This window comes from Furfurilactobacillus cerevisiae (assembly GCF_048961765.1).
Classification (GTDB): domain Bacteria; phylum Bacillota; class Bacilli; order Lactobacillales; family Lactobacillaceae; genus Furfurilactobacillus; species Furfurilactobacillus milii_A.
In genome coordinates this window covers 2509369-2532567 of the sequence record NZ_CP185253.1, presented here as the reverse complement: position 1 = coordinate 2532567, position 23199 = coordinate 2509369, and the positions used below count along the sequence as shown (strand labels likewise).

21 protein-coding genes are annotated in these 23199 nt (G+C 43.6%); 14 read left to right on the top strand and 7 right to left on the bottom strand.

Translation table 11 applies throughout. The annotated features are described in order from the left end of the window. Positions 1–156: 156 nt before the first annotated feature. Positions 157–1086 carry an IS30-like element ISLpl1 family transposase gene (locus ABUE36_RS12525; RefSeq protein WP_096109805.1) on the bottom strand — a complete coding sequence of 310 codons (930 nt, stop codon included), beginning with the start codon at positions 1084–1086 and terminating at the stop codon, positions 157–159. Positions 1087–1303: 217 nt separating this feature from the next. Here ABUE36_RS12525 and ABUE36_RS12520 point away from each other — a divergent pair, with 217 nt between their 5' ends. The 5 genes from ABUE36_RS12520 (at position 1304) to ABUE36_RS12500 (ending at position 5480) form a co-directional block, all read left to right on the top strand. Further along, complete coding sequence (locus ABUE36_RS12520) at positions 1304–1948, top strand: CPBP family intramembrane glutamic endopeptidase (protein ID WP_421016834.1); 645 nt, start codon at positions 1304–1306, stop codon at positions 1946–1948. Between the two features lie 87 nt (positions 1949–2035). Then, the gene (locus ABUE36_RS12515; RefSeq protein WP_096109805.1) at positions 2036–2965 is read left to right on the top strand and encodes an IS30-like element ISLpl1 family transposase; all 930 of its coding nucleotides are present in this window, start codon (positions 2036–2038) and stop codon (positions 2963–2965) included. A gap of 105 nt (positions 2966–3070) precedes the next feature. Continuing rightward, the gene (locus tag ABUE36_RS12510; protein WP_347877382.1) at positions 3071–3751 is read left to right on the top strand and encodes a coenzyme F420-0:L-glutamate ligase; all 681 of its coding nucleotides are present in this window, start codon (positions 3071–3073) and stop codon (positions 3749–3751) included. A 129-nt stretch (positions 3752–3880) separates the two neighbouring features. Further along, the gene (locus ABUE36_RS12505) at positions 3881–4468 is read left to right on the top strand and encodes a hypothetical protein (RefSeq protein ID WP_161002148.1); all 588 of its coding nucleotides are present in this window, start codon (positions 3881–3883) and stop codon (positions 4466–4468) included. Positions 4469–4796: 328 nt separating this feature from the next. Beyond that, entirely contained in the window at positions 4797–5480 is a 684-nt protein-coding gene (locus ABUE36_RS12500; protein WP_161002149.1) for a CPBP family intramembrane glutamic endopeptidase, read from the top strand. Here the strand turns inward: ABUE36_RS12500 and ABUE36_RS12495 are convergent. Together ABUE36_RS12495 and ABUE36_RS12490 are read right to left on the bottom strand one after the other, a co-directional pair. Continuing rightward, positions 5472–6290 carry a sugar phosphate isomerase/epimerase family protein gene (locus tag ABUE36_RS12495; protein WP_421016833.1) on the bottom strand — a complete coding sequence of 273 codons (819 nt, stop codon included), beginning with the start codon at positions 6288–6290 and terminating at the stop codon, positions 5472–5474. The two genes, ABUE36_RS12500 and ABUE36_RS12495, sit on opposite strands and share 9 nt — an antisense overlap. Positions 6291–6418: 128 nt before the next feature. Then, positions 6419–7219, bottom strand: coding sequence for a Cof-type HAD-IIB family hydrolase (locus ABUE36_RS12490; RefSeq protein ID WP_421016832.1), 801 nt, complete (start codon positions 7217–7219; stop codon positions 6419–6421). 289 nt (positions 7220–7508) lie between these two features. Here ABUE36_RS12490 and ABUE36_RS12485 point away from each other — a divergent pair, with 289 nt between their 5' ends. The 5 genes from ABUE36_RS12485 (at position 7509) to ABUE36_RS12465 (ending at position 13653) form a co-directional block, all read left to right on the top strand. Beyond that, a complete protein-coding gene (locus ABUE36_RS12485; protein ID WP_161002152.1) occupies positions 7509–8396 on the top strand; it encodes a polyphosphate kinase 2 family protein in 888 nt (295 codons plus the stop codon). Positions 8397–8417: 21 nt separating this feature from the next. After that, positions 8418–9944, top strand: coding sequence for an exopolyphosphatase (locus ABUE36_RS12480; protein ID WP_161002153.1), 1527 nt, complete (start codon positions 8418–8420; stop codon positions 9942–9944). Between the two features lie 101 nt (positions 9945–10045). Then, positions 10046–12208 carry an RNA degradosome polyphosphate kinase gene (locus ABUE36_RS12475; protein WP_421016831.1) on the top strand — a complete coding sequence of 721 codons (2163 nt, stop codon included), beginning with the start codon at positions 10046–10048 and terminating at the stop codon, positions 12206–12208. A gap of 39 nt (positions 12209–12247) precedes the next feature. Next, positions 12248–13267 carry a Ppx/GppA family phosphatase gene (locus tag ABUE36_RS12470; protein WP_225439185.1) on the top strand — a complete coding sequence of 340 codons (1020 nt, stop codon included), beginning with the start codon at positions 12248–12250 and terminating at the stop codon, positions 13265–13267. After that, entirely contained in the window at positions 13264–13653 is a 390-nt protein-coding gene (locus ABUE36_RS12465; protein ID WP_421016830.1) for a VOC family protein, read from the top strand. Before ABUE36_RS12470 ends, ABUE36_RS12465 begins: the two co-directional genes overlap by 4 nt. 123 nt (positions 13654–13776) lie before the next feature. Here the strand turns inward: ABUE36_RS12465 and ABUE36_RS12460 are convergent, their stop codons facing one another. Continuing rightward, complete coding sequence (locus tag ABUE36_RS12460; protein WP_161002157.1) at positions 13777–14469, bottom strand: DUF4811 domain-containing protein; 693 nt, start codon at positions 14467–14469, stop codon at positions 13777–13779. Continuing rightward, positions 14469–15938, bottom strand: a complete 1470-nt coding sequence (locus ABUE36_RS12455; RefSeq protein ID WP_161002158.1) for a DHA2 family efflux MFS transporter permease subunit — start codon at positions 15936–15938, stop codon at positions 14469–14471. Before ABUE36_RS12455 ends, ABUE36_RS12460 begins: the two co-directional genes overlap by 1 nt. Before the next feature lie 138 nt (positions 15939–16076). Here ABUE36_RS12455 and ABUE36_RS12450 point away from each other — a divergent pair, with 138 nt between their 5' ends. The 3 genes from ABUE36_RS12450 (at position 16077) to ABUE36_RS12440 (ending at position 18926) form a co-directional block, all read left to right on the top strand. Then, positions 16077–17006, top strand: coding sequence for an IS30-like element ISLpl1 family transposase (locus ABUE36_RS12450; protein ID WP_096109805.1), 930 nt, complete (start codon positions 16077–16079; stop codon positions 17004–17006). Positions 17007–17231: 225 nt separating this feature from the next. Beyond that, the gene (locus tag ABUE36_RS12445) at positions 17232–17930 is read left to right on the top strand and encodes a hypothetical protein (protein ID WP_421016829.1); all 699 of its coding nucleotides are present in this window, start codon (positions 17232–17234) and stop codon (positions 17928–17930) included. 60 nt (positions 17931–17990) lie between these two features. Beyond that, positions 17991–18926 (top strand): alpha/beta hydrolase, encoded by a 936-nt coding sequence (locus ABUE36_RS12440; protein ID WP_191989550.1) that lies wholly within the window; start codon positions 17991–17993, stop codon positions 18924–18926. A 163-nt stretch (positions 18927–19089) separates the two neighbouring features. Here the strand turns inward: ABUE36_RS12440 and ABUE36_RS12435 are convergent, their stop codons facing one another. Together ABUE36_RS12435 and ABUE36_RS12430 are read right to left on the bottom strand one after the other, a co-directional pair. Next, positions 19090–20712 (bottom strand): ABC transporter permease, encoded by a 1623-nt coding sequence (locus ABUE36_RS12435; RefSeq protein WP_421016828.1) that lies wholly within the window; start codon positions 20710–20712, stop codon positions 19090–19092. Further along, complete coding sequence (locus ABUE36_RS12430) at positions 20705–21643, bottom strand: ABC transporter ATP-binding protein (RefSeq protein WP_161002162.1); 939 nt, start codon at positions 21641–21643, stop codon at positions 20705–20707. The genes ABUE36_RS12435 and ABUE36_RS12430 overlap by 8 nt, the downstream gene beginning before the upstream one ends. Before the next feature lie 762 nt (positions 21644–22405). Here ABUE36_RS12430 and ABUE36_RS12425 point away from each other — a divergent pair. Then, the gene (locus ABUE36_RS12425) at positions 22406–23197 is read left to right on the top strand and encodes a LytR/AlgR family response regulator transcription factor (RefSeq protein ID WP_421016827.1); all 792 of its coding nucleotides are present in this window, start codon (positions 22406–22408) and stop codon (positions 23195–23197) included. Positions 23198–23199 lie beyond the last annotated feature (2 nt).

The following is a 23199-nucleotide window of genomic DNA, read 5'->3' as shown; positions in this document are numbered from 1 at the left end:
TTGCGTTCATGTTTGACGCCATCCAGCTCAGATTGTGCTGTGCATTTTGACTGAGTCACCGAAGTTAAGCATCAGAGCTCCGTTCGTCTGTTGGCAATGAACGATATTTCAACATCATTAAAGCTCGATTTAGTACTTTTACGGTAGATTGCAAATTTAATCCGAATTTTTGGACAAATTGGTCAGCATAACCTGATACGGTGTTTTCCAGTCAAGTATTTTAAGCGGTCTCTGGTTAATTTGGAGTAACGTCGTCGTTAAATCTTGAGCACTAATGTGCTCAAAACGAGTCCCCTTAGGATAAAAATAACGTAAATTCCGATTAAAGCGTTCATTACTACCACGTTCAGCTGGCGTATAAGCATGACAGTAATAGGTCTTAATACCATATTGTGATTCAAATGATACTAGCCCACTAAACTCAGTACCACGGTCCACAGTAAAACTGTGCACCGGTCCATTAAAAGTTGTTAGGAACTTAGTCAGTGCTTCATTAACACTCGCTGTCGTTCGGTCCTTTAACCGATATGCCCAAAGGAACCGTGATTTGCGATCGATTAAAGTTAATAAAACTGCCTTACTATGCCCACGAGGGCCAACGACGGTATCTAGTTCAAAATCACCGATGCGATTACGTTGATTAATCATCATGGGACGCTGTTCAATCGATCGCCCCAAAGATTGATTATATTTGGATCGTTGGTCAACGTTACGCCGTTGGCGTACGCCATGTTCAGGTAGATCATTCAAGGAGAAACCAATTCTCCCCTGATTTAGCCAATTATAAATAGATTTAGTCGCTAGTTTAAATTCGTGAGCAATCATTCCTGGTGACCAGCTTAGATGTAAATGGTTGAGAATTGTTTGCTTTAACTCATCGCTCAGCTTAGTTTTCCGACCACATCGTGATCGCTTGTATTCGGCATCTGTTTGTGCTAATTCAGCCTGATAAGGTTGACATCGAGATAATTCATAAGAAATTGTTGACGGTGATCGGTTCAGCCGAACGCCCATTTGGATATTGGACAGCCCTAGTTCACAAAAGGTTTCGATTTTAATTCGTTCGGAATAGGTTATACTAGACAAAAGATCAGCTCCTAAAAGATGGGTTTGTTGTAAACACCATTTTAAAGGAAGCTGATCTTTTTTGTCCGAACAGCGTTCGGATTAATTTTACAATCTACTTTACCATTAAAAATAATTCAGCGAAAACGTTGTTAAAAGTCATTTCGTGTCTAAATACTGCAATCGTTGTAAAATAACTAAAAAGATTATAAATGATGATATAAGGCCGGTGTTATTTATGAAAGCAAGAATTAGTCGTTATGTCATTGGTATTATTACCATTTGGGTGATGCTATTTTTGTATCAAACGTCACAGCTTCCAGTACACATGCCTGAAATAATAGGTGTATCTGAATCTAGAGATTATCAATGGCTCTTTATTATTTTGGTGACAATTACTTCGATTCTATTTATCTGGCTAGAATTGTATACGATCGACGATGCACGACGCTATTATGGTAATGCGTATATTGAACATCAGACTACCCGTAAGCATAAATGGCTGATGTTTGGCGTCATGTTTCTCGCATTAATCATATTTTTAAGCGTTGAACCACTCATTAAAACGCCAATGCCAGAAAACGAGAAAATGATTGAACGGTCTATGATGGGGATGCCAGTTCTTACCGAATATGTCGAAGTTGTTCTGGCACCAATAATTGAGGAGTTGCTTTTCCGACGGCTATTTTTTGTTTTCTTTTTCAAGGGAATGGCTAACCCGTGGAAACGAGTCTTAGGAATTGTTGTCAACGGGTTATTTTTTGCCAGTTTGCACACATCGCTACTTTCACCAGGTATGTGGGTCTACGCAGTGATGGGAATGATTTTTGCGACAACGTATGTGACAACCAAGAATATTAAGTACAGTATTAGTAGATTGTAAAATTAATCCGAACGCTGTTCGGACAAAAAAGATCAGCTTCCTTTAAAATGGTGTTTACAACAAACCCATCTTTTAGGAGCTGATCTTTTGTCTAGTATAACCTATTCCGAACGAATTAAAATCGAAACCTTTTGTGAACTAGGGCTGTCCAATATCCAAATGGGCGTTCGGCTGAACCGATCACCGTCAACAATTTCTTATGAATTATCTCGATGTCAACCTTATCAGGCTGAATTAGCACAAACAGATGCCGAATACAAGCGATCACGATGTGGTCGGAAAACTAAGCTGAGCGATGAGTTAAAGCAAACAATTCTCAACCATTTACATCTAAGCTGGTCACCAGGAATGATTGCTCACGAATTTAAACTAGCGACTAAATCTATTTATAATTGGCTAAATCAGGGGAGAATTGGTTTCTCCTTGAATGATCTACCTGAACATGGCGTACGCCAACGGCGTAACGTTGACCAACGATCCAAATATAATCAATCTTTGGGGCGATCGATTGAACAGCGTCCCATGATGATTAATCAACGTAATCGCATCGGTGATTTTGAACTAGATACCGTCGTTGGCCCTCGTGGGCATAGTAAGGCAGTTTTATTAACTTTAATCGATCGCAAATCACGGTTCCTTTGGGCATATCGGTTAAAGGACCGAACGACAGCGAGTGTTAATGAAGCACTGACTAAGTTCCTAACAACTTTTAATGGACCGGTGCACAGTTTTACTGTGGACCGTGGTACTGAGTTTAGTGGGCTAGTATCATTTGAATCACAATATGGTATTAAGACCTATTACTGTCATGCTTATACGCCAGCTGAACGTGGTAGTAATGAACGCTTTAATCGGAATTTACGTTATTTTTATCCTAAGGGGACTCGTTTTGAGCACATTAGTGCTCAAGATTTAACGACGACGTTACTCCAAATTAACCAGAGACCGCTTAAAATACTTGACTGGAAAACACCGTATCAGGTTATGCTGACCAATTTGTCCAAAAATTCGGATTAAATTTGCAATCTACCTATTGCTCTTCATTTTCTTAATAATCTGATCTCTGTGCTTTAAAACTTCGTTAATATTAAATGACATGAGGAAGATGATTTCTTGGTAGAAGTGATAGGTCTAAAAGGCATCAACCAAATTGAAGCAAAAGATGATCTTGGAAAACTGATTGTTACAGGTTTCCAGGATAATGATGTTGTGATCAAACCGTATGACATATTATGCGTGGCATCGAAAATTGTTTCAGTTGCTGAAGAACGGCAAGTTTTGTTGTCTAATGTTCAACCATCATCTGAAGCAATGAAGATTCATCAACAGGTTCCTCGCAAAGATGCTCGTTTAATTCAGTTAATGTTGAATGAAATTGATGATGCAAGTAGTGCACGGTTAACGATTAGTGAGGGATTTATAGGTGCCCGGCTACCGAATGGCCTGTTTTTAACGAGCGCTGGCGTAGATAAACTCGATTCACAATCAGCTATTCTGTTGCCACGGTATCCAGATCAATCAGCTAAACGTATCGCGGAGACAATAACAAGATTGACTAGTGTGCCCGTGTCTGTTGTCATTACAGATAGCGATGGACGGCCTGACAAAAAGGGTGCAACACAAGTAGCAATTGGTGTGTATGGATTAACGCCAATGCGGTCTACAGAAACATTGTGTGATATGGTCGCTGCTGCGGCTGGGTTGGAGATGGGACAGCGTGATGCAGGTATTCCAGTCGCAATAGTAAGTGGTCTAAAATATCAGCTTGATACCAATGCGAATATTACTGACGCACTCAATTGACCGCGTTTTATGAGCTTGGCAGAATTGCGCGCAAACTGTGCAAATTTGACACCGTTTCCGTTTGAGGCGATAATTATGCATTAAAGTTATTGTTCTGTTCTTAAGCAGCAACCCCCTGAGGAGGTTTTTATGCGGCCCCGCAATTATATTTATATTTTAATCGTTGCTTTGGCGGCAATTGGTGTCGGCATGCTGACCGTTAAACCGGTGGCAGAGTCGAAGCCAGCCACTAGCCAAACGCAGTCAAGTTCAACAAAGGCAACATCAAAGAAAGATTCATCAAAAGCGTCTTCACAGAGTTCAACTAAAAAAACGACGCCTAAAAAGGCACCGGCCAAAAAAATCAGTACGGAAACAGTTAGCAACTATACGCTGACAAAAACGGCGACTGACTTGCCATCAGGCTTAGCAAGTGGACAGGCACCGGCAGGATGGTCAGCACCAATCACCTTAAGATTGTCTAGTGCAGCATTGTCTGGTACATCAGAGCAAAATATGGTTCGTTTTGATGGCTTACGCGCAGGAAGTCATTATCGTATTTGGGTCGCTCCCGTAACGTCCTCAGGAACTGCTAAGGCTTATAAAATCGATTATGAGCCAACGACATCATCGTCGTACGTTCCGACACGTTTGTTGAGAACGGCATTGACGGAGGCACAGCAATCCGGCGATAGTGTAAGTCAGCTAGCGTTATACAACGTAAGAGAAAACGGCTAATTAAATATTAAAAAAATCGTAGATGGCCTGTCTAGTGAAGATTAGCCGAAGGGCGTCAATATTGAAACCAAGTCGCGAGATGAGAGACTGTGGTTTAACAGGCTCGAATCGGTCCCACGACAGTGTTTTAATATTGACAACCGCAGGCGACTTTTTAGTACAAACAAAGCCATATGATAAAAAACACGCTGACTTCTCAGCTTTTTTGAGAGGCCAGCGTGTTTACGCTTTGCTAATATAAAAATTAGTCAAGACAGTTTTCCTTGCACTCATCGCAATATACTGTCTATGATATGCCTAATAAATGGATTAAAAGTGGTGACGATAAATGACAGCAGACCGTATCAGAAGGTATCTAATGGGAGCCGGCGCAATGTTTGGCCTGTTCCTGCTTGAACAAGTGGCGGCAACGCTTTCACAACTGCCCAGCATGCTCCGATTGACGAGTGTACCTGCCCAAATCACGTTTGGCGTACTTACCACAATAATAAGTATTTTGGTGTTCTGGGCGTTATGGCGAGCATATCAAAATGGATTAGCTAATCGCGAACCACGTTATTTTGATCAACAACCCACCCGTCGTCACAAATGGCTCGTACTTGGCTTGATGGTGATTGCACTGATTGCGTTGATCGTGGCAGAAGGATTGATTCACAGCAAGTCGTCGGAGAATCAGAGGGCCATTGAACAGATGTTTAAGACAACACCGTGGTTAACTTTGTACTTTGGCGTGTTTGGCGCACCAATTCTGGAAGAACTCATTTTCCGTGGCCTGTTCTTTAATTACTTCTTCATGAAGTTGAATAAACGGTGGGTGAAAGTTCTAGGAATCATCGTGAATGGCCTGCTATTTGCCCAACTGCACACAAATTTGTGGACACCAGATGCTTGGGTATACTTCGTTATGGGCGCTATCTTGGCGACAACTTATGTTCAAACAAAAGATATCCGCTTCGACATTGGTCTCCACTTTGCAAATAATGCGTTTGCCATGTTTTCGATGCTACTCTAAATTTGCTGCGACTTGTTTTAGGTAGTCATATGAGTTGAGCATTTCTGTGGCTTTGGTAGGATCTGCCAGATTAATTTCGAAAATGCTGGATGCTTTAGGATTCAGCAGTGGCAATACGCGAGCCCAGTCAATCCGGCCAAGTCCAAGCGTTAGGCTATCGTGCGTTAGGCCCATTGAATCGACAAGGTGGTAGTGAACGACATGATCACCCAGTTTGGCTAGGGATGCTGCCAGCACATCATTGCTGCCGTGATTCTTGATGAAACAATGGCTGGTATCAAACGCCAACCGGTAGTTACGATCGAAAATAACCTGATCCATGTGGGGATCACCATAGAAAAATAGTGGCGAGATAGAATTTTCGAACATGATGTGGTCGCCGCCTTGTTTGGCGTATTCATCCAAACGTTCGAAGACAACATGTTGAGCTGTTTCAAAATTGGGATACAGATCGATGAAATGCTGCGTTTGCCGCGAGTAAGAACCATGTAGTAATAACTGAATGTCGTTTTTAACGGCTAAATTTAGCAATGTGTCGGAACTGTACCGTAAAAAATGGTACAAGTCCGGCATTTCTTTTTCCGGCGTGACCATTTCGTTGAACCACTTGCCATACCGCATCGGTTGGTGCATCACAATTCTTGGCGTGACATCCTTTGCTTCGTCAATGGCATCCTGCAAATGGCTGAGGCCTTCTGGTGTTAAATCGTGTTGATCTAAATAAAATTCGAAGACATCGGGATGATATTGGAGCCGGTTACGGTATTGTGCGGGATCCGTGCTGCCTTTTAACCCAAGTAATACTTTCATATAAACCTCCTATGCTTTTAGGTAAAAATATGTGACAGTCTATTAAAAATTGGTTATGTTCAATTCAAACGAACATAGCCAATTTTTTTACGTATGTTAAGTGTATGAGAAGATGGTTCCGTCAATTTTTAGAAGGCAAACGTTTCTAAAAATTGAGCGACACCGTCGTCATCGTTGTTACCCGTAACGTCGGTGCCCGCCGCTTTGATTTCGGGTTTGCCATTATCCATAACTACGCCAACTTTGGCTGCTTTCAACATACCTAGATCGTTTTCAGCATCACCGAATGACATCAGGTTATCAAACGTCATGTTGTAGTGTTTCAACAAAGCGCTAAGGCCAACATGTTTGTCCATGTCTTTATCCAAAAATTCAAGAATCTTTGGTTGTGAGCGAACTGCGTGATATTTGGCTGTCATTGCCGGCGTGAGGTTGGCAACGGCATCGTCCAGTACGTCTGGGTCGTAGGACATGACAGCCTTGCTGTAGTCACCCTCGGGTAAGTCTTTGAAATCACGGTGAGTAAAGGTTAACCCCGCGTTGAGCATTTTTTCGTAATAGGAGTTAGGCAAGTCAGCCAGTGGCCAAACCTGTTCAAAGTCCAAGACGTCGAGTGGATAGTGGTGTTCACTGCAGTAGTCGTGGAGTAAGGATAAATTTTCCTTTCTAATGCCTTGTTGAAATAGCTTTTGGTGGCCCACATTTTGAATAACTAATGCGCCATTAAATGTGATGGTGTAATCGTCTTCGTTAGTAAGACCAAGCTGTTCAATATATTTCCAAATGGCGTTGATTGGTCGACCAGTACAGAGCACCACTTTGATGCCTTGCTGATGGAGTTGTTTTAAAATCTTTTCATTACGTGGACTGATTTTTTTGTCACTCGTCAATAGAGTGCCGTCTAAGTCCAAAGCAACCATTTTAATCATGAGAATCCTCCGTATTTGTGGACGATGCCACCGTGTTTTCAGTCTAATTCGTAAGGACAACGAACACTGACGAATCAAACAAACTTACATCATAACGGTAGCATAGTTTGTTCACTCGAGAACAAGTTTTTCGACAATTTCCAAAAAGGGGCGTGTTTTTGATTAATTTGATTTAACTTTGTTAGGGAAGCCAGTAAAATAAAGTTAGCAAGAGAATTGCTAAGAAAATTGGCAGGAAGTTAACATGAAACGGCCAAGGATTTTAGCAAGAAAGTTGGGAGTGGGTAGGATGAATTATGAAAGTGAATATCGTTTTGATGGTAGTGAACGGCTTCATTTAAAGAATCAAGCAACCAGTTTGCCAAGCCCCGTGCCAGACAAGGATAAAATCAAGGCTCAGTTAGCTGACAACATTACGAAATTGGCCGATCTCCAGTCGCGTTTATATGCACAATCTAGCTATGGTGTGGTTGTGCTGTTGCAAGGAATGGATGCGGCTGGTAAGGACAGCATGATTCGTCACGTGATGAGCGGTTTAGACCCAGAAGGGACATCAGTGGTGAGCTTCAAACAACCAACGAGTAACGAGTTGGCCCACGATTATTTATGGCGAATTTCTTCTGCACTCCCACGTCGCGGCAGTATTCAAATTTTCAACCGCTCCCAGTATGAGGACGTGTTGATTAGCCGTGTTCATCCTGAAATATTATTGGGTCAGCATTTGCCTGGCATTAACCAGCTTAGCGACGTCACGGATGACTTTTTTAATCAACGTTTTCGTGACATCACTCACTTTGAAGAATATTTAAAGCACAACGGTTTTATCATGGTGAAGTTCTTTCTCCACTATTCGCGGGACGAACAGAAACGTCGGTTTGAAAAACGCATTGAAGTGCCTGATAAGAACTGGAAGTTTTCCGCGGCTGACATCAAGGAACGTGCCTTTTGGGATGATTACCAAAAGGCCTATGAAGATATGCTGAATCACACGGCTACAAAGGAAAATCCGTGGTACATCATTCCATCGGATTCTAAATGGAATTCACGGATGGTTGTTTCAGACATTTTAACGACCAGATTAGCGGCCTTGAAGCCAGAATATCCAACGGTTACCGACGAACAAAAACAGCAGTTGCATGAAATTTTGAATCATTTGCAAACGGACAAAAAAGCGTGAAATAAGTAAGAGGGGGATGTCATGGCCAAAGGAAGTTTATATGGCGCAATGGTGATTAGCGCGCAGGACATGCAGCTAATTATCGTTGATGTTAAGAGACAAGCAGTCATTGAGCGGGTCAGTGCACCCATTCATCTAGGCAACGATTTGTTTGCGGGGAAACGAATTGACCCGGAACGGTCTGACGAAGTTGTCACGATTCTTCAGCGTTTCTTGCAATTGCTGAAGGATTATAACGTGACGGATTATCGCCTGGTGGCCTCACATACAATTACCAGAGCGGAGAACATTGATTATATTCGTGATCACATCTACATCATGACGGGCGTGACCTTGCATTTTATGACGGTCAATGAGGAATCGCTGTTTTCTTATGAAGCAGCGCAGTTGTTGTCCAACTTCAACGAACTCATTAGTGGTCGAACCGTGTTGATGCAAGTTGGTGCCAGCATGGTGCATTTCATGATGTTTGTTGATGGGCACTTAACGTTAACCCGGGAGTTGTTCCTAGGCCCGCTTCAAGTTGCGACCCAGTTGCAGAATTTAGAGCATAAAGTGGAGTCCTATCAGGAAGTCCTTAGCGATTATTTGCATTCAAAGCTAGTGAGTCTATATCAATACTTACCCGATGAGCCGTTTGACAAGGTTATTTTGATGGGTTCCAAACTGAACTTGTTGGAGAACCTTATTCCCAAGGGTAAACGGTACGTTCAATTAAGTCGCAAAGACTTCGATAAACAATTCCAGTCAGTTGTACAAATGACGCCGCAGGACATGTTGAACCAAAACAATCTACCGGCTGACCAAGTTAATGAGGTGTTACCACTTTTCCTATTACTGGATGAGGTCTTCAATCATTTGCACACAAAGTCCATTCACTTAACTGACTTTAAAGTGATTGATGGGTGTGTCGTAGATGAAGAAATGAGTCGGAAGAAACATCCACGGAATACCGATGCGGTCAGTCAGGTTATGCTGGGGGCCGCTTATGAGTTGGCGCGTAGATTTCACGTCGATGAACGGCACCAACAGTCTGTCGTGTTGTTTGCAACCCAGCTGTTTGACCGTTTGAAGAAGATTCATGGATTGGGTTCTCGTGAGCGTCTGCTACTCCAATTGGCCGCTATTTTGCAGGACAGTGGTTTGTTCATTGATAGTACGCAACATGCTTTTCACTCCGAGTACATTATTAATCACTCCGAAATGTTGGGCTTGCGCGCTGATGAACAGGTGGAAGTGGCCGCTATTGCCCGGTACCACAGTTCTGAAACGGTATCGGCTGATTTGAGCCGTTTTAACATCACAATGGATAATCGGTTAGTGATGGTAAAGCTGGCGGCTATTTTACGTTTGGCAGATGCGCTAGATGACAGTCGGCTGCATAAGATTTCTAAAATCAGTGTTTCTATCAAGAAGCCAGAGATCATCATCCATGCCACCGCTAATGATGACATTGAGTTGGAAACTTGGACTTTCAATGGCAAACGTAAATTCTTCGAAGAGGTTTACGGCATGACGCCGATTTTGAGGAGAACTGGTCGATTTTAGTGGTGTATCGATTTTTAAAGAACTGCTAAGCGGCAGTGGCGAAATGACACGTATTCGGTTTGAATCAATATAGGAGAGTTGAACCGACAGGAGGGATAAGGATGGATTTTTCAGATCCAAGTTTATATGTCAACCGGGAGCTAAGCTGGGTTGACTTCGACGACCGAGTATTGGAAGAAGCGCGTGACAAAAATAATCCTTTGCTGGAACGAGCACGGTTTATTGGGATTACGCAAAGTAACTTAGATGAATTTTTCATGGTTCGTGTGGCCTCACTGCGGAAGATGGAAGATGTTAATTACACCAAGCCAGATGTGTCGGGGATGCAACCTAGTGAACAGCTGGAAGCAATCAGCGAAAAGGTTCATCAATTGGTTGAGAAACAATATAGTACGTTAAATCGGTCAATCGTGCCCCAGATGGAAACAATTGGTATTCATTTGCGTCAGTATGACGAATTGAATTCTGCTCAGGTCAGTTTCCTAACACAGTATTTCCGTGAAGTGTTGTACCCAGTGCTGACGCCAATGGCAGTGGATGTTTCCCGGCCATTTCCGTTTATCAGTAATAATACATTAAACATTGCTTTGCGGTTGGTTAAGAATACCAAGGATGAAGAAAGCGGCAAAAAGGAACACCGTTTTGCAACGATTCAGGTACCTGATACATTTAACCGAGTGGTTAGTTTGCCTGGCGCGAACGAGTTTATCTTGTTAGAAGAAGTCATCAAGCACTTTTTGGGTGAGTTATTTTCTGGCTTTAAAGTGAAAGAGGCGCGTGCGTACCGTGTGATTCGCGATATGGATTTTGACGTGACCGAAGAAGATGCCAGCGACCTACTAAAGGAAGTTGAACATGAACTAGCTGTTCGCGATCATACGCAAGTTATGCGTTTGGAAATCGAAGCTGATATGTCTAAACAGTTGAGAAAACAACTGATTCACGATTTGCAGGCACGAGAAAAGGACGTTTATGACATTAAGGGTCCCATCGATTTGCGCTTTTTGAGCAAGCTGGTTAAGCAGGTGAAAGGACACAGCGAATTGATGTATCCGTCGTTCACCGGTTATATTCAACCAGCGTTGCGACAGGATAATCTGTTTGACGAAATTAAAAAACGCGATATTTTCGTTCAGCATCCGTATGATAGTTTCGATCCAGTCGTGAAGTTTGTGCATGAAGCGGCGACAGACCCTGACACGTTAGCCATTAAAATGACGCTGTACCGGGTTTCTTCACAATCACCAATCATTAAGTACTTGGCTCAGGCCGCACGTAATGGGAAACAAGTTACCGTGCTTGTGGAATTAAAAGCACGTTTCGATGAAGAGAATAACGTGAAGTGGGCACAAATGCTTGAACGTGAGGGCTGTCATGTTATTTATGGACTGGTCGGTTTAAAGACGCACTGTAAGTTACTGTTAGTCGTTCGTCAAGAACCCGACGGCATCAAACGATACATGCACATGGCAACGGGGAACTATAACGATGTGACGGCGCACTTATATACTGACATGGGCCTGTTTACAGCAGATCCACTGATGGGCATTGACGCTTCAAACATTTTTAACATGTTGTCGGGGTTTAGCGAGCCTTATCACTTTGAACGGGTAGCTATTGCACCGACGACGTTACGTGGCTTCTTGTACGATCGCATTGATGATGAGATCGCCAACGCTAAGGCTGGTTTACCGGCGGCCATCAAGATGAAGATGAATTCACTGTCCGACAAAGGTATGATTGAGAAATTATATGAAGCCTCGGCCGCTGGGGTTAAAATAAGCCTGATTGTCCGCGGTATCGTATGTTTAAAGGTCGGTGTGCCTGGTGTATCTGATAACATTACCGTTCATTCGATCGTTGGCCGCTTGCTGGAACACAGCCGTATCTATGACTTTTATGCGAATGGCGAGCATCAATTGTACTTATCATCAGCTGATCTGATGACACGTAATATTAGCCGTCGGGTAGAATTACTCTTTCCGATTCTCCAAGATGATATTAAGGAACGGGTAGGCCACATTTATGATCAAATGTGGCATGATAATGTCAAAACGCGCGTGTTACATGCGGATGGTACGTGGCAAAAGGTGGACCGGCGTGGTTTGGCACCATTAGATGTTCAGGATAGCTTGATCAAAGAGGCAGCTCGTAAGTCTCAGGCAGATGCTAAGCTGGCAACTAGTCAACCGCAGACGCCATTCGTACCGCTGATGCGGCCTTTGGATGAAGTGGCTACTGATGACGATTCTGATGACGAGTAACTTGAGATTAAATGTTGAGCGAGTTTGATAAGGAGGGCAATTGTGGAAAATTTTGCGGTCATTGATTTAGGCTCCAATTCGTGTCGGATGACAGTTACGGAAATCAACGACGATGGTAGCTTTAAACGTAGCCAAATGAGCAAACAGTTTGTCCGTTTGTCAGAAGACATGGGACAGTCTGGCGCGTTACAACAGGCGCCAATGGATCGAACCATTGAAGCACTGAAGGGCTTTTATGAAGAATATTCACAACTCCCCAATCTAACGCTAAAGGCTGTGGCAACGGCGGCGGTCCGCAATGCATCCAATCAAAAGGCGTTTTTGGATCGGGTACGTTCAGAGGTTCATGGCTTAAACATTGAAGTGATCTCCGGTACGGAAGAAGCGCATTACGACTATCTAGGCGTGATCAATACGTTACCCGTGACTAACTGCGTCATTATGGATACCGGTGGTGCTTCTTGTGAATTGGTTTTGGTTCAAAACGGACGGGAACAAAATTTAGTGAGTTTGCCATTTGGTTCAGTCAACTTGTCGGAAACCTTTTTAAAGCACGGCTTGGATCAGCTCGCTGCAGTTGACTTATTTAGACTGTCGACAGCCGTTCAACGATTATTCAATGGACTGTGGTGGCTGCAACGGGGACAGAATTTACCGCTCGTCGCATTGGGCGGTTCAAACCGAACCTTGGCAAAGATTCGGCGAAAACAAAAGAATGTGGCCGACTTTGAGGATATTCATGGTTTTCGCATGAGCGTTTCCGAAGTTGACAATGTTTACGCAGAAATTATTGAACATAACTTGGCGGAGCGAAAGGCTATTCCTGGTCTCTCAAAGGATCGCGCAGATATTATTGCGGCAGGGATTACGCCAATTGTTACAATTATGCGATTCTTGGATGCCGGCCGTGTTATTTTCTCGGAGAATGGAGTTCGTGAAGGCATTTTGTATGAACATCTTGATCAGTTGCGGGCTAAAGGGAAAATTGGCAATAAAAAGGATAATATTTCCAACACCAAAAAGAATGCCGGTAGCCGCAAGAAAGCTGACAAAAAATGAGTGCGTTTGAAATTGATCATTTTGTCCTTACGGTGGCCAATGTTGAGCGGAGCGTGAAATTTTATCGGGACCGGTTAGGATTGACCATTGAACAATTTGAGGATGGTCGGACAGCGATTCGATTGTCTACGCATCAGAAAATTAATCTTCAGATAAAAGCCCATCCTCATTTACCGGTAGCTGCGCAGCCGACGTTTGGTAGCAGTGACTTTTGTCTCATGACGGATGAGACACCGAACGCTTTAGTCACATGGGCAGAGCAGCAACATTTAATTATCGAAACTGGTCCTGTGGTGCGCCACGGTGCAAGGGGGACGATGACATCTTTATATGTTCGTGACCCGGATCAAAACTTGGTGGAGCTAGCGGCTGTGGGAACGTTGTAGTCGTTTCCAGCGGGACCTATCGCAGAAACGCCATCAAGAATAAGAAAAGAGTGGCAACTTAACGTAACTAACAGTTTATCAATTCGTTAGTTAAGCTAAGTCGCCACTCTTTTTAAATGTTTTTTATTTTAGTTGCGCTTTAATTACGGCGATTGTTGTCTTCTGAATCAACGCAGAACGTTTTGCAGCAGACATTTTAGGATCTTTTTTAACGGCCTGAGCTACCTGTTCAGTAACCTTTGCCTTAATCGCTTGTTGTTGGGCAGGTGATTTCATAACTTTGGCAAGTTGTTTTGCCTCAGTGGTGCTAAGACTTAACCACGTTTGTGGCAAACGGAATGTGTAATCACGATGGGAAACACGGTTTTGCTCGCCAGAAAAGGCAAACAGCGCATGTTGCCAATCGTTACGATATTGCCAACGAGTGGTGGTTACGGTTAAAGTTGCCTGATCGCTCGTCGTTGTTTTTAGTTTAGAGCTGACATGCTTAGTTGGTACTGCCTGCGGTTGGGCTTGCGATGTGTTGGTCCGGTACAGATAGACCTTTTCTGTCCCATTGCCTAATGGTTGATAGAGAAAGACATTAGGCACACTAGCTGGTTGATTCGGAATACTGGAGACCAACGTTGATGTCGTCCGTTGATGCGTTTTTATCATGCCGTACTGAAAATTGTCGTTTGCAATCAGTAAACCAATCATGCCCAAGAATAAAATTAGGAAAACACCAATTAGCCAGCGGCGTAATTGATGACCATTGAGAAGCACGACGGCCCAAAATAACCCAAGCGTTGCAATAATTAATGTGATAATGACCATTATCCACGCCTCCTTAAGTTACCTGGTTTAATGCGGAAGGCTAGTACGAGGCCAATTAATGCAAAGATCGTTGCGGTAAGGAAGGCCGCATGATACCCCGCTAGTGTTGCGGATAAAGCATGTGTTCCGTAAGTAAGGGGCGTGCTGTGCAGCAACGACTTAGCTGGCATGTTTGAGTTGGTCACGTTTGTTAACACGGAAATGAGGATGGCCGTTCCCATTGACGAGAAGACCTGACGCCCGGTGTTGTTAACAGATGTTCCGTGACTCATGAGGCTTAATGGTAAAGCGTTCATGCCAGTGGTTGTCACTGGCATCATGACCATTGAGATTCCAAACATCCGGATGGTGTACAGGATGGTAACGAAGATAATCGGTGTTGTTTCCGTCAATGTGACGAAGAACGCTGTTCCAATCGTCAGTAAGAACATCCCAGTAATTGCCAAACGTCGTGCGCCAATGCGGTCGAAGATGCGACCGGTAATGGGAGTCATGATTCCCATCATTAACGCTCCGGGCAACAGAATCAATCCAGAATGAAAGGCTGATTCACCACGAACTGTTTGAATATAGAGCGGTACCACCATTTCGGCGCCCATCATGGCCATGTTAACAACGGCCACTTCAATTACAGACAGGGTATAAATCGGTGATTTGAACACCCGTAGTTGCAGTAGCGGATTTTCAATTGTCAGTGATCGCCAAATGAATAAGCCAACGAAAATAATCCCGACAATCAGTGTGATATACACTTTTGGTGCAGTCCATGAGCTAGCCCCAACACTACTGAATGCGTAAAGCATGCTCCCGAAACCGATTGTGGACAGTGCGACGGATATCCAATCTGCGCTGGTCTTCTTGGTTGGAAAAATCTTGCGCATGGTGAAAATGGCAAGAGTGAAAACGATGACTGGGAATGGCAAGATGACGACGAACAATGCTCGCCAAGAGTAGTTCAGCAATAACCATCCAGACAAGGTAGGTCCAATAGCAGGTGCTAATCCGATAACAATTCCAGCCAAGCCCATTGCTGAGCCACGACGCTCAGGCGGGAAAATTGTCAGCATCGTTGTTTGAAACGTCGGTGCGGTGATTCCAACAGCGACGGCTTCAATCAAACGGCCGGCTAGAAGCACGCCAAACGTCGGCGCAATCATACAAATAAAGGTTCCAACAAAGAAAATGGCCATCGCGGTTAAGTACAGTGCTTTGGAACTATACCGTTGCAGAAGAAATGCAGAAATAGGGATGGTAATGCCCATCGCTAACATGAATCCGGTAGTCAACCACTGAACGGAATCGGCGTCGATATTGAACGTGCGCATTAGGGTTGGAAATGCGGTGGTCAGGGTCGTCTGCACGATAAATGTGCTAAATGTCCCGATGAGCATTGTGATGATGAGAAGCAAACGGTTATAAGGTTTGCCATTGGCATCAACCACTTTAAATTCGGATGATGAATTGGACACGAAAAAGCCTCCTTGTGAACAACGTTTATGTAAACAATTAGTAGATTGTAAAATTAATCCGAACGCTGTTCGGACAAAAAAGATCAGCTTCCTTTAAAATGGTGTTTACAACAAACCCATCTTTTAGGAGCTGATCTTTTGTCTAGTATAACCTATTCCGAACGAATTAAAATCGAAACCTTTTGTGAACTAGGGCTGTCCAATATCCAAATGGGCGTTCGGCTGAACCGATCACCGTCAACAATTTCTTATGAATTATCTCGATGTCAACCTTATCAGGCTGAATTAGCACAAACAGATGCCGAATACAAGCGATCACGATGTGGTCGGAAAACTAAGCTGAGCGATGAGTTAAAGCAAACAATTCTCAACCATTTACATCTAAGCTGGTCACCAGGAATGATTGCTCACGAATTTAAACTAGCGACTAAATCTATTTATAATTGGCTAAATCAGGGGAGAATTGGTTTCTCCTTGAATGATCTACCTGAACATGGCGTACGCCAACGGCGTAACGTTGACCAACGATCCAAATATAATCAATCTTTGGGGCGATCGATTGAACAGCGTCCCATGATGATTAATCAACGTAATCGCATCGGTGATTTTGAACTAGATACCGTCGTTGGCCCTCGTGGGCATAGTAAGGCAGTTTTATTAACTTTAATCGATCGCAAATCACGGTTCCTTTGGGCATATCGGTTAAAGGACCGAACGACAGCGAGTGTTAATGAAGCACTGACTAAGTTCCTAACAACTTTTAATGGACCGGTGCACAGTTTTACTGTGGACCGTGGTACTGAGTTTAGTGGGCTAGTATCATTTGAATCACAATATGGTATTAAGACCTATTACTGTCATGCTTATACGCCAGCTGAACGTGGTAGTAATGAACGCTTTAATCGGAATTTACGTTATTTTTATCCTAAGGGGACTCGTTTTGAGCACATTAGTGCTCAAGATTTAACGACGACGTTACTCCAAATTAACCAGAGACCGCTTAAAATACTTGACTGGAAAACACCGTATCAGGTTATGCTGACCAATTTGTCCAAAAATTCGGATTAAATTTGCAATCTACCAATTATAAAAATCGTTTTGACAATGAAATAGATAAGTGACACTAACGAAGACAGTGATTGCCTCAGTCAATTATGAAGTTGGCACAGTCAGACACGTTAGCGCTAAAATAGATTGAAACATACATTCGAAATGATGAAAGTCCAAACGAAAATTATACGCCATTTACTGAAAAAATGTTAGTAAGAGGGCCGGAGGCAGATCGTGACAACAATGACCACTATGATGAATCAATTAAAACGCAATCGTTTATTTTGGCTACTATGCGCTTGTGCCATCGTATTGCCGCTTGGTCTCACGAGCTGGCTAGCGTCATTACGTGGTGTTGAGTTTGCAACGGTTGTGCCAATATTAGCGCAAACACGCGTTTTTGTGTTCTTTTTATCATGGGTTGTGCCTGGCATTTTACTTAGCCTGGCAAAAAAGGAAAATGGCAATGTGACGGGCAAACACCGCTGGCAAAACGTCTTTTTAATGACGCTTTGTGTTGATATAGCATTGATGGTCGTTAATCAAGTGACATTACTAACTACTGGAACACTATTTTTAGGACACACCGTTGCCTTTCCTTGGCAACAATACTGGCAAATGCAATTAGGTCTGTTCCCACTGATAGCAAGCGGTCAGGTGATTTATGAAGTCATTGGCATTCATAAGGCAAGCTACACGGCGACAATGTGGTGGTCGCTAGCCGCGACATTTGGGTTAACCTTTTTTATTGCCGTTGGACGGTTAATGTTTGACTGGTCGCAGCAATTACGATTAATATCAGTATTTAGTTTAGTGAGCGCGGGCTACTGGAACACTTGGAATCAGGTATTGGCGAGTTGGATTAGCAGTGTGATTACTTGTGTATTGGCAGTAGTAATTAGTTACTATTGGCTCGGCAGGCACGAGCATTCGTCAAAGTAGTGTTCAAACGGCAATGGTGCCGCACTCAGGGATTGGAGATTGACAGTGAAAAAGAGAACAATGGTCAGTTTGGCAGCGCCGTTTGTGATTGCAACAGGCGTTGCCGGCATTTCAGAACAACTGTATCGGTACGCCTTCAACCGCGTAAACAAGGTTCCTGAAACTTCGAAGGAAAAGCAGAAATATGCAGATGCCTACTACGGCTATGTTGACTGGCTACGTAATCAGCCAACGCAGGCTTGGCATTTGCACGAAGATGATGCTGCGCGTAAATTAGCAGCTACTTATTTAGCAGCTGATGTGCAAACGACGGACACGGTGATCATTTCACACGGTTACAAGGGCAACGGCGAGACGATGGCCAACTACGCGAAAATGTTTCATGAGTTAGGGTATAACGTATTGTTGCCAGATGATCGGGCGCATGGCCGCTCAGCAGGTCGCTACATTACGTTTGGCTGGCTGGACCGCTTGGATTATTTGGATTGGATTCAGCGCATTATCAAAGAAACTGGTCAGGATGCGCGGATTGTCTTGTTTGGTGTGTCGATGGGCGGCGCCACGGTTGAGATGATGAGTGGGGAAGCCCTCCCAGAGCAGGTACGTTGTATCATTGCGGATTGTGGTTATTCCAGCATTGACGACGAGTTGGTGTACTTGCTCAAACGGAATTTCCATCTACCAAAATACCCGTTTTTGCCAGCGGTGAACGCAATCAATCGACGCAAACAAGGGTTTAGTCTGACGCAGGTTTCATCGGCCGAGCAACTCAAACATAATCGCCGGCCAATTTTCTTCATTCATGGTGAAAAAGATATTTTCGTTCCTGCGGAAATGCTGGCAGCCAATTATGATGCGACTCAGGGTCCAAAGGAAAAGTGGATCGTGAAAGATGCGACACATGCTGAAAGTTTCTGGATTGATCCAGAGGCCTATCAACAACATGTCAAACAATTTCTCGATCAGTATTTGACCTATCGATTGCCACAAGAATAATTGTTGGCTAGGTTATTGCTTAACGATAGATATGTGGCCATTGTCTAATTTAAAACGCTTCATCCCGCCATTTTTTTGTGACGACGGGATGAAGCGTTTTTGTGTTCAGCGTAGCGGGAGACGGCTAGATGAGTTATAGTCTTTTTTCTTTTACATTTAAGAGTTAGTTGGCACTATTCAGATCACGCAACTGATATCCAATCAATCCTACAACAAATAAAACTGCGGCTATCCCGGTTTGCCACCAGAATACAGACCAGTTCAGCGACGAAGCGGGCACATGACCAATGAATCCAAACGGAGACAATCTAGTTGCCCACTGAGGTAGATTAAATAAGCGACCGAAGTAGTTCATCACAAAGGTTGCGCCAAGGTAGAGCCAAACAAGGCTGCGTAGTTTAGGCAGCCAACCAACGAGGAGTGCACCGGCACCTAAGAAAATGAGCAGTGGTGAGATGTTGGCGAGTAAACCATGAATAAACAATTTGTTGGCTAGTGGATGATTAAGAGCCATGTTAGCCGCAACGGCCAAACCACCAACGGCTGCCACAAGTGCTAATAAACTGGTGACGATGCCCCAAAGGCTGAGGACCAGGTTAAGTCGGAAACGGGAAACAGGACGGGCATGCAACATTTCAAGCAGCCCCCGTTGTTCATCAGTAGCGATTCGATAAATAATTTGTAAACCGGGAATGATTGCGCAAACCGTGAAAATGATCATTAACAGGGCAATAAATGATTTTAAAACTTGAGCAGTGGCCAACACGGCAGTATGAGGATCAGCTAATAGTTTTACCGTAATTGGATTCGACTTGAGAATGTCAGCAACGGTGTTAAAAACGGAACCGTACATTGCCCCAAAAATAAAGAGACCAATTACCCAGGCTAGGATAGTATTGCGCTCTAACCGACCCACTAGTGAAACTGGTCCGCGAAGAAGGGGGCTGGCATGACGCCGACCAGGTCGGGTGGCCAAAATGCCGGCGTTAAGATCACGGCGTGCGCGCAGCATGATTGCGAGGGCCGTTAAAACGACAATAGTGATCAGCATTAACATGGCCGGAAGCCAATTATTGCTACGGTACGTTTGCAACTTTTCTACCCACCCTAATGGAGAAAGCCATGTGTAGCGGGGATGGGAAACATCGGTTAACATGCGTCCCAGATAGACAATGCCAAAAAGCAGATAGGCGAGACTTGTTGCGGCACGGCTACTGGATGTTAGTTGTGCACAAACGACGGCGAGTAGTCCAAACATCAGACCGCTGAGGCCAAGGGTGACACCAAGAACGAGATTGCCACCCGTATTTGTGCCATTTAAACCAGCAACCTGCAGGCCGCCTGAGTAAAGTAATGCTAACAGGCCGTTTGCAACCACCAGTTCACTAATTGCTGCCATCATCGTGGCATAAGGGCCAACATAGCGCGCTGACACTAGTTCCGTCACACCGCTATCTTCATCACCACGTGTCAGTGCAATGGCTAATGAATAGTTCATAATGACCCCGAAAATGGCCATAAACACCGTCATTTCACCAGCAAAGACATCAGCGGAACTGTACGGGCCATGGGGGAGACGGCCAAAAAGTGAAATCATTGCCGGCGTATTTAACGTTGCCGTAATTTTTTCAATGGCGGTTTTGCTACCGTACAGATTATTGAACTTGGCAGCAATGCTTGCGAATAAGCCTCCCAGTGCAATCAGCCAGATCAACAACTTAAGCCAATCGCGCCGGAGATTGATCCGCAATATTTGGCCTGTTTGAAAGAACGGTTGTTTAGGCATCGGGACCATCTCCCGTCTTGGAGTTCACAGGCTGCGCATTTTCACGGCCATAATAGCGTAAAAATAGGTCCTCTAAAGTTGGCGGGGTGCTTCGTAACGTTAGGATCTGACGATCGGCTAGGTATTGAGTGATTGCAGTCATGGCGTCTGAATCGACTGCAAAAATTGCCGTAGTTGAATTAGTTTGTTTGAGCTGATGAACGCCAGATTGATTGCCTAAATCAGTCAATGGCGTTTTAGTGGTCACTGAAATTTGCGTGCGGGTCAAGTGTTGCATTTCAGTGAGTGTACCTGTTTCAATGATTTGGCCTTCGCGGATGATACCAATGCGATCACACATTTGTTCAACTTCTGACAAAATATGGCTAGACAGCAAGATTGCTTTGCCGGCTGCTTTTAAAGCTTTTACTTCGTCCTGAAAAACTTGCTCATTGAGTGGGTCGAGGCCAGATGTTGGCTCGTCGAAGATATATAAATCGGCTGTTTGCGATAAGGCGGCAATCAGGGCAACTTTCTGACGATTCCCTTTGGAATAGGTGCGCGCTTTCTTACCAGTATCGAGTCCAAACGCCTTAATTAGCTCATCCGTTCGTTTAGAATGTTGCTGGTGACTGAGCCGGAGAAATAGGTCAATAATTTCGCCGCCGGTAAGATTTGGCCACAGATAAACGTCGCCGGGCACATAGGCGATGTTTTTATGAATACTGACCGCGTCGTGAAAAACGTCTTTGCCAAAAATTGTAGCCGTACCACTTGTTGCTCTTAAGAGACCAAGTAATGTGCGAATCGTTGTCGATTTTCCGGCGCCGTTTGGACCAATAAAACCAAATACTTCACCGGGTTGTACGTCAAACGAAACATCGTTTAGTGCTTGAAATTTACCAAATCGTTTTTGAAGATGGGATACGTGAATTACTGGGGATAATTGCATGGTTCAACGCCCCCTTTAGGCAGATGAAATTGCAGTTGAAAGACTTACCAATTTGCAGGTTAAATATCCTGTCGCTGTCAGTGTAGAGTGCTATTCTAGGGGTGTCAATTTTAAAATTTTGCGGGACTTTAAATAATCGACTTAACCACTAATTCAGGTCCAAGTATGACATTATTTTCAAATCTGTTAATTAAATTTACGAACTTCCGTCAAGGCTTTGGTAATATAGGACTGAAATTGATTAAAATGGGTTTGCTATGCGCATTTAGATGGGATGGTGCATTACAATCTATTGCGGGATAGTCAATTAGCATGATTGAGTGAGAAATGAATGGTTTTTAATATTGTTTGTGAGTTGACGTCGTGTATTAAAGTGTCCATGTGGCAGTTCTATCTCTGCGTATGTGCGTACATGATAAATGACAATTAAATGGATTTATTTGCGTTGTCACGACCGTGCGAGAATAGTCTTCGAGAGCTGTTTTCGAGTGCCGGCTCGGCGGCGTTTTTTCCTTTGATAGGCATTAAAACGGCCAGCCTATTACAAACAACCTTAAATAATTAGCAAAAAAATGCTGTTAACGGCATAAATAATTGATTCAAGCAACGGAAGGCCAATTATTTTACTTATACCGTCCTCATTATGTAACGAGGTAAACAACTTTTAGTAATGAAGCTGCAATTGAATGGCGATAAGACAAGATATTTTGGCGACGGTTTGCTTGTCAATGAACAGTTAAAAAGGGCGCCGGAAAATGCATAATGGAATTTTTTAATGCATACAAGGTAAAAGAAGGAGAGATCGTCATGATTCTTTACGTTTGTGAAGATAATTTAAAGGAACGACTATGGCTGACAACTTGCCTTGAAAACGAACTTAAAGAATTGAATATGAATATTCCGATTGAAAGTGAAGGACGACCGGAAAAAGTGTTGGCAACGTTGCCTGACCATCCGGGTCCAAACATTTACTTTCTGGACATTCAACTTAATGCTGCGGTTGACGGTATTGAGCTAGCTCGACGAATTCGCGAAGTCGACCCCTTAGGCTATATTGTCTATGTCTCTATTCGTGAGGACCGTGCGTTTGAAACAATCACGTCGATGACCATGCCAACAGGATTTCTTTCCAAAGAATTTATGTTTGACACTGAGAAGTTTACGCCTCAACTTCGCCAAATTTTGGTGACGATTCAGGATCACTTAAATCAGGTCCATCCGAATCAGCCAGCTTATTTAGAAATCAAAAACGGTGGGTTTCTAATTCGGTTGCGTCAAGATGATCTGTTATACATTGAAAAGGTGCGCCGGTTGAAAAAAGTTACGGTAGTCACGACAAATAATCGCTACGAAGTGAATGGGAGTATCCATGAATTAGCCAGTCATCTGACGGCAGACAATTTTTTTAATGGGTTTCAAAGTTATATTCTGAATACAGAACATATTCAGACCGTCAACTTTACGTTGGGACATGTTACGATGAGTAACGGCGACGAGTTGAATTTCTCGCGTGGCACCATCAAAAAATTACGCGATTTTATTCGCGAAAAGTAGGC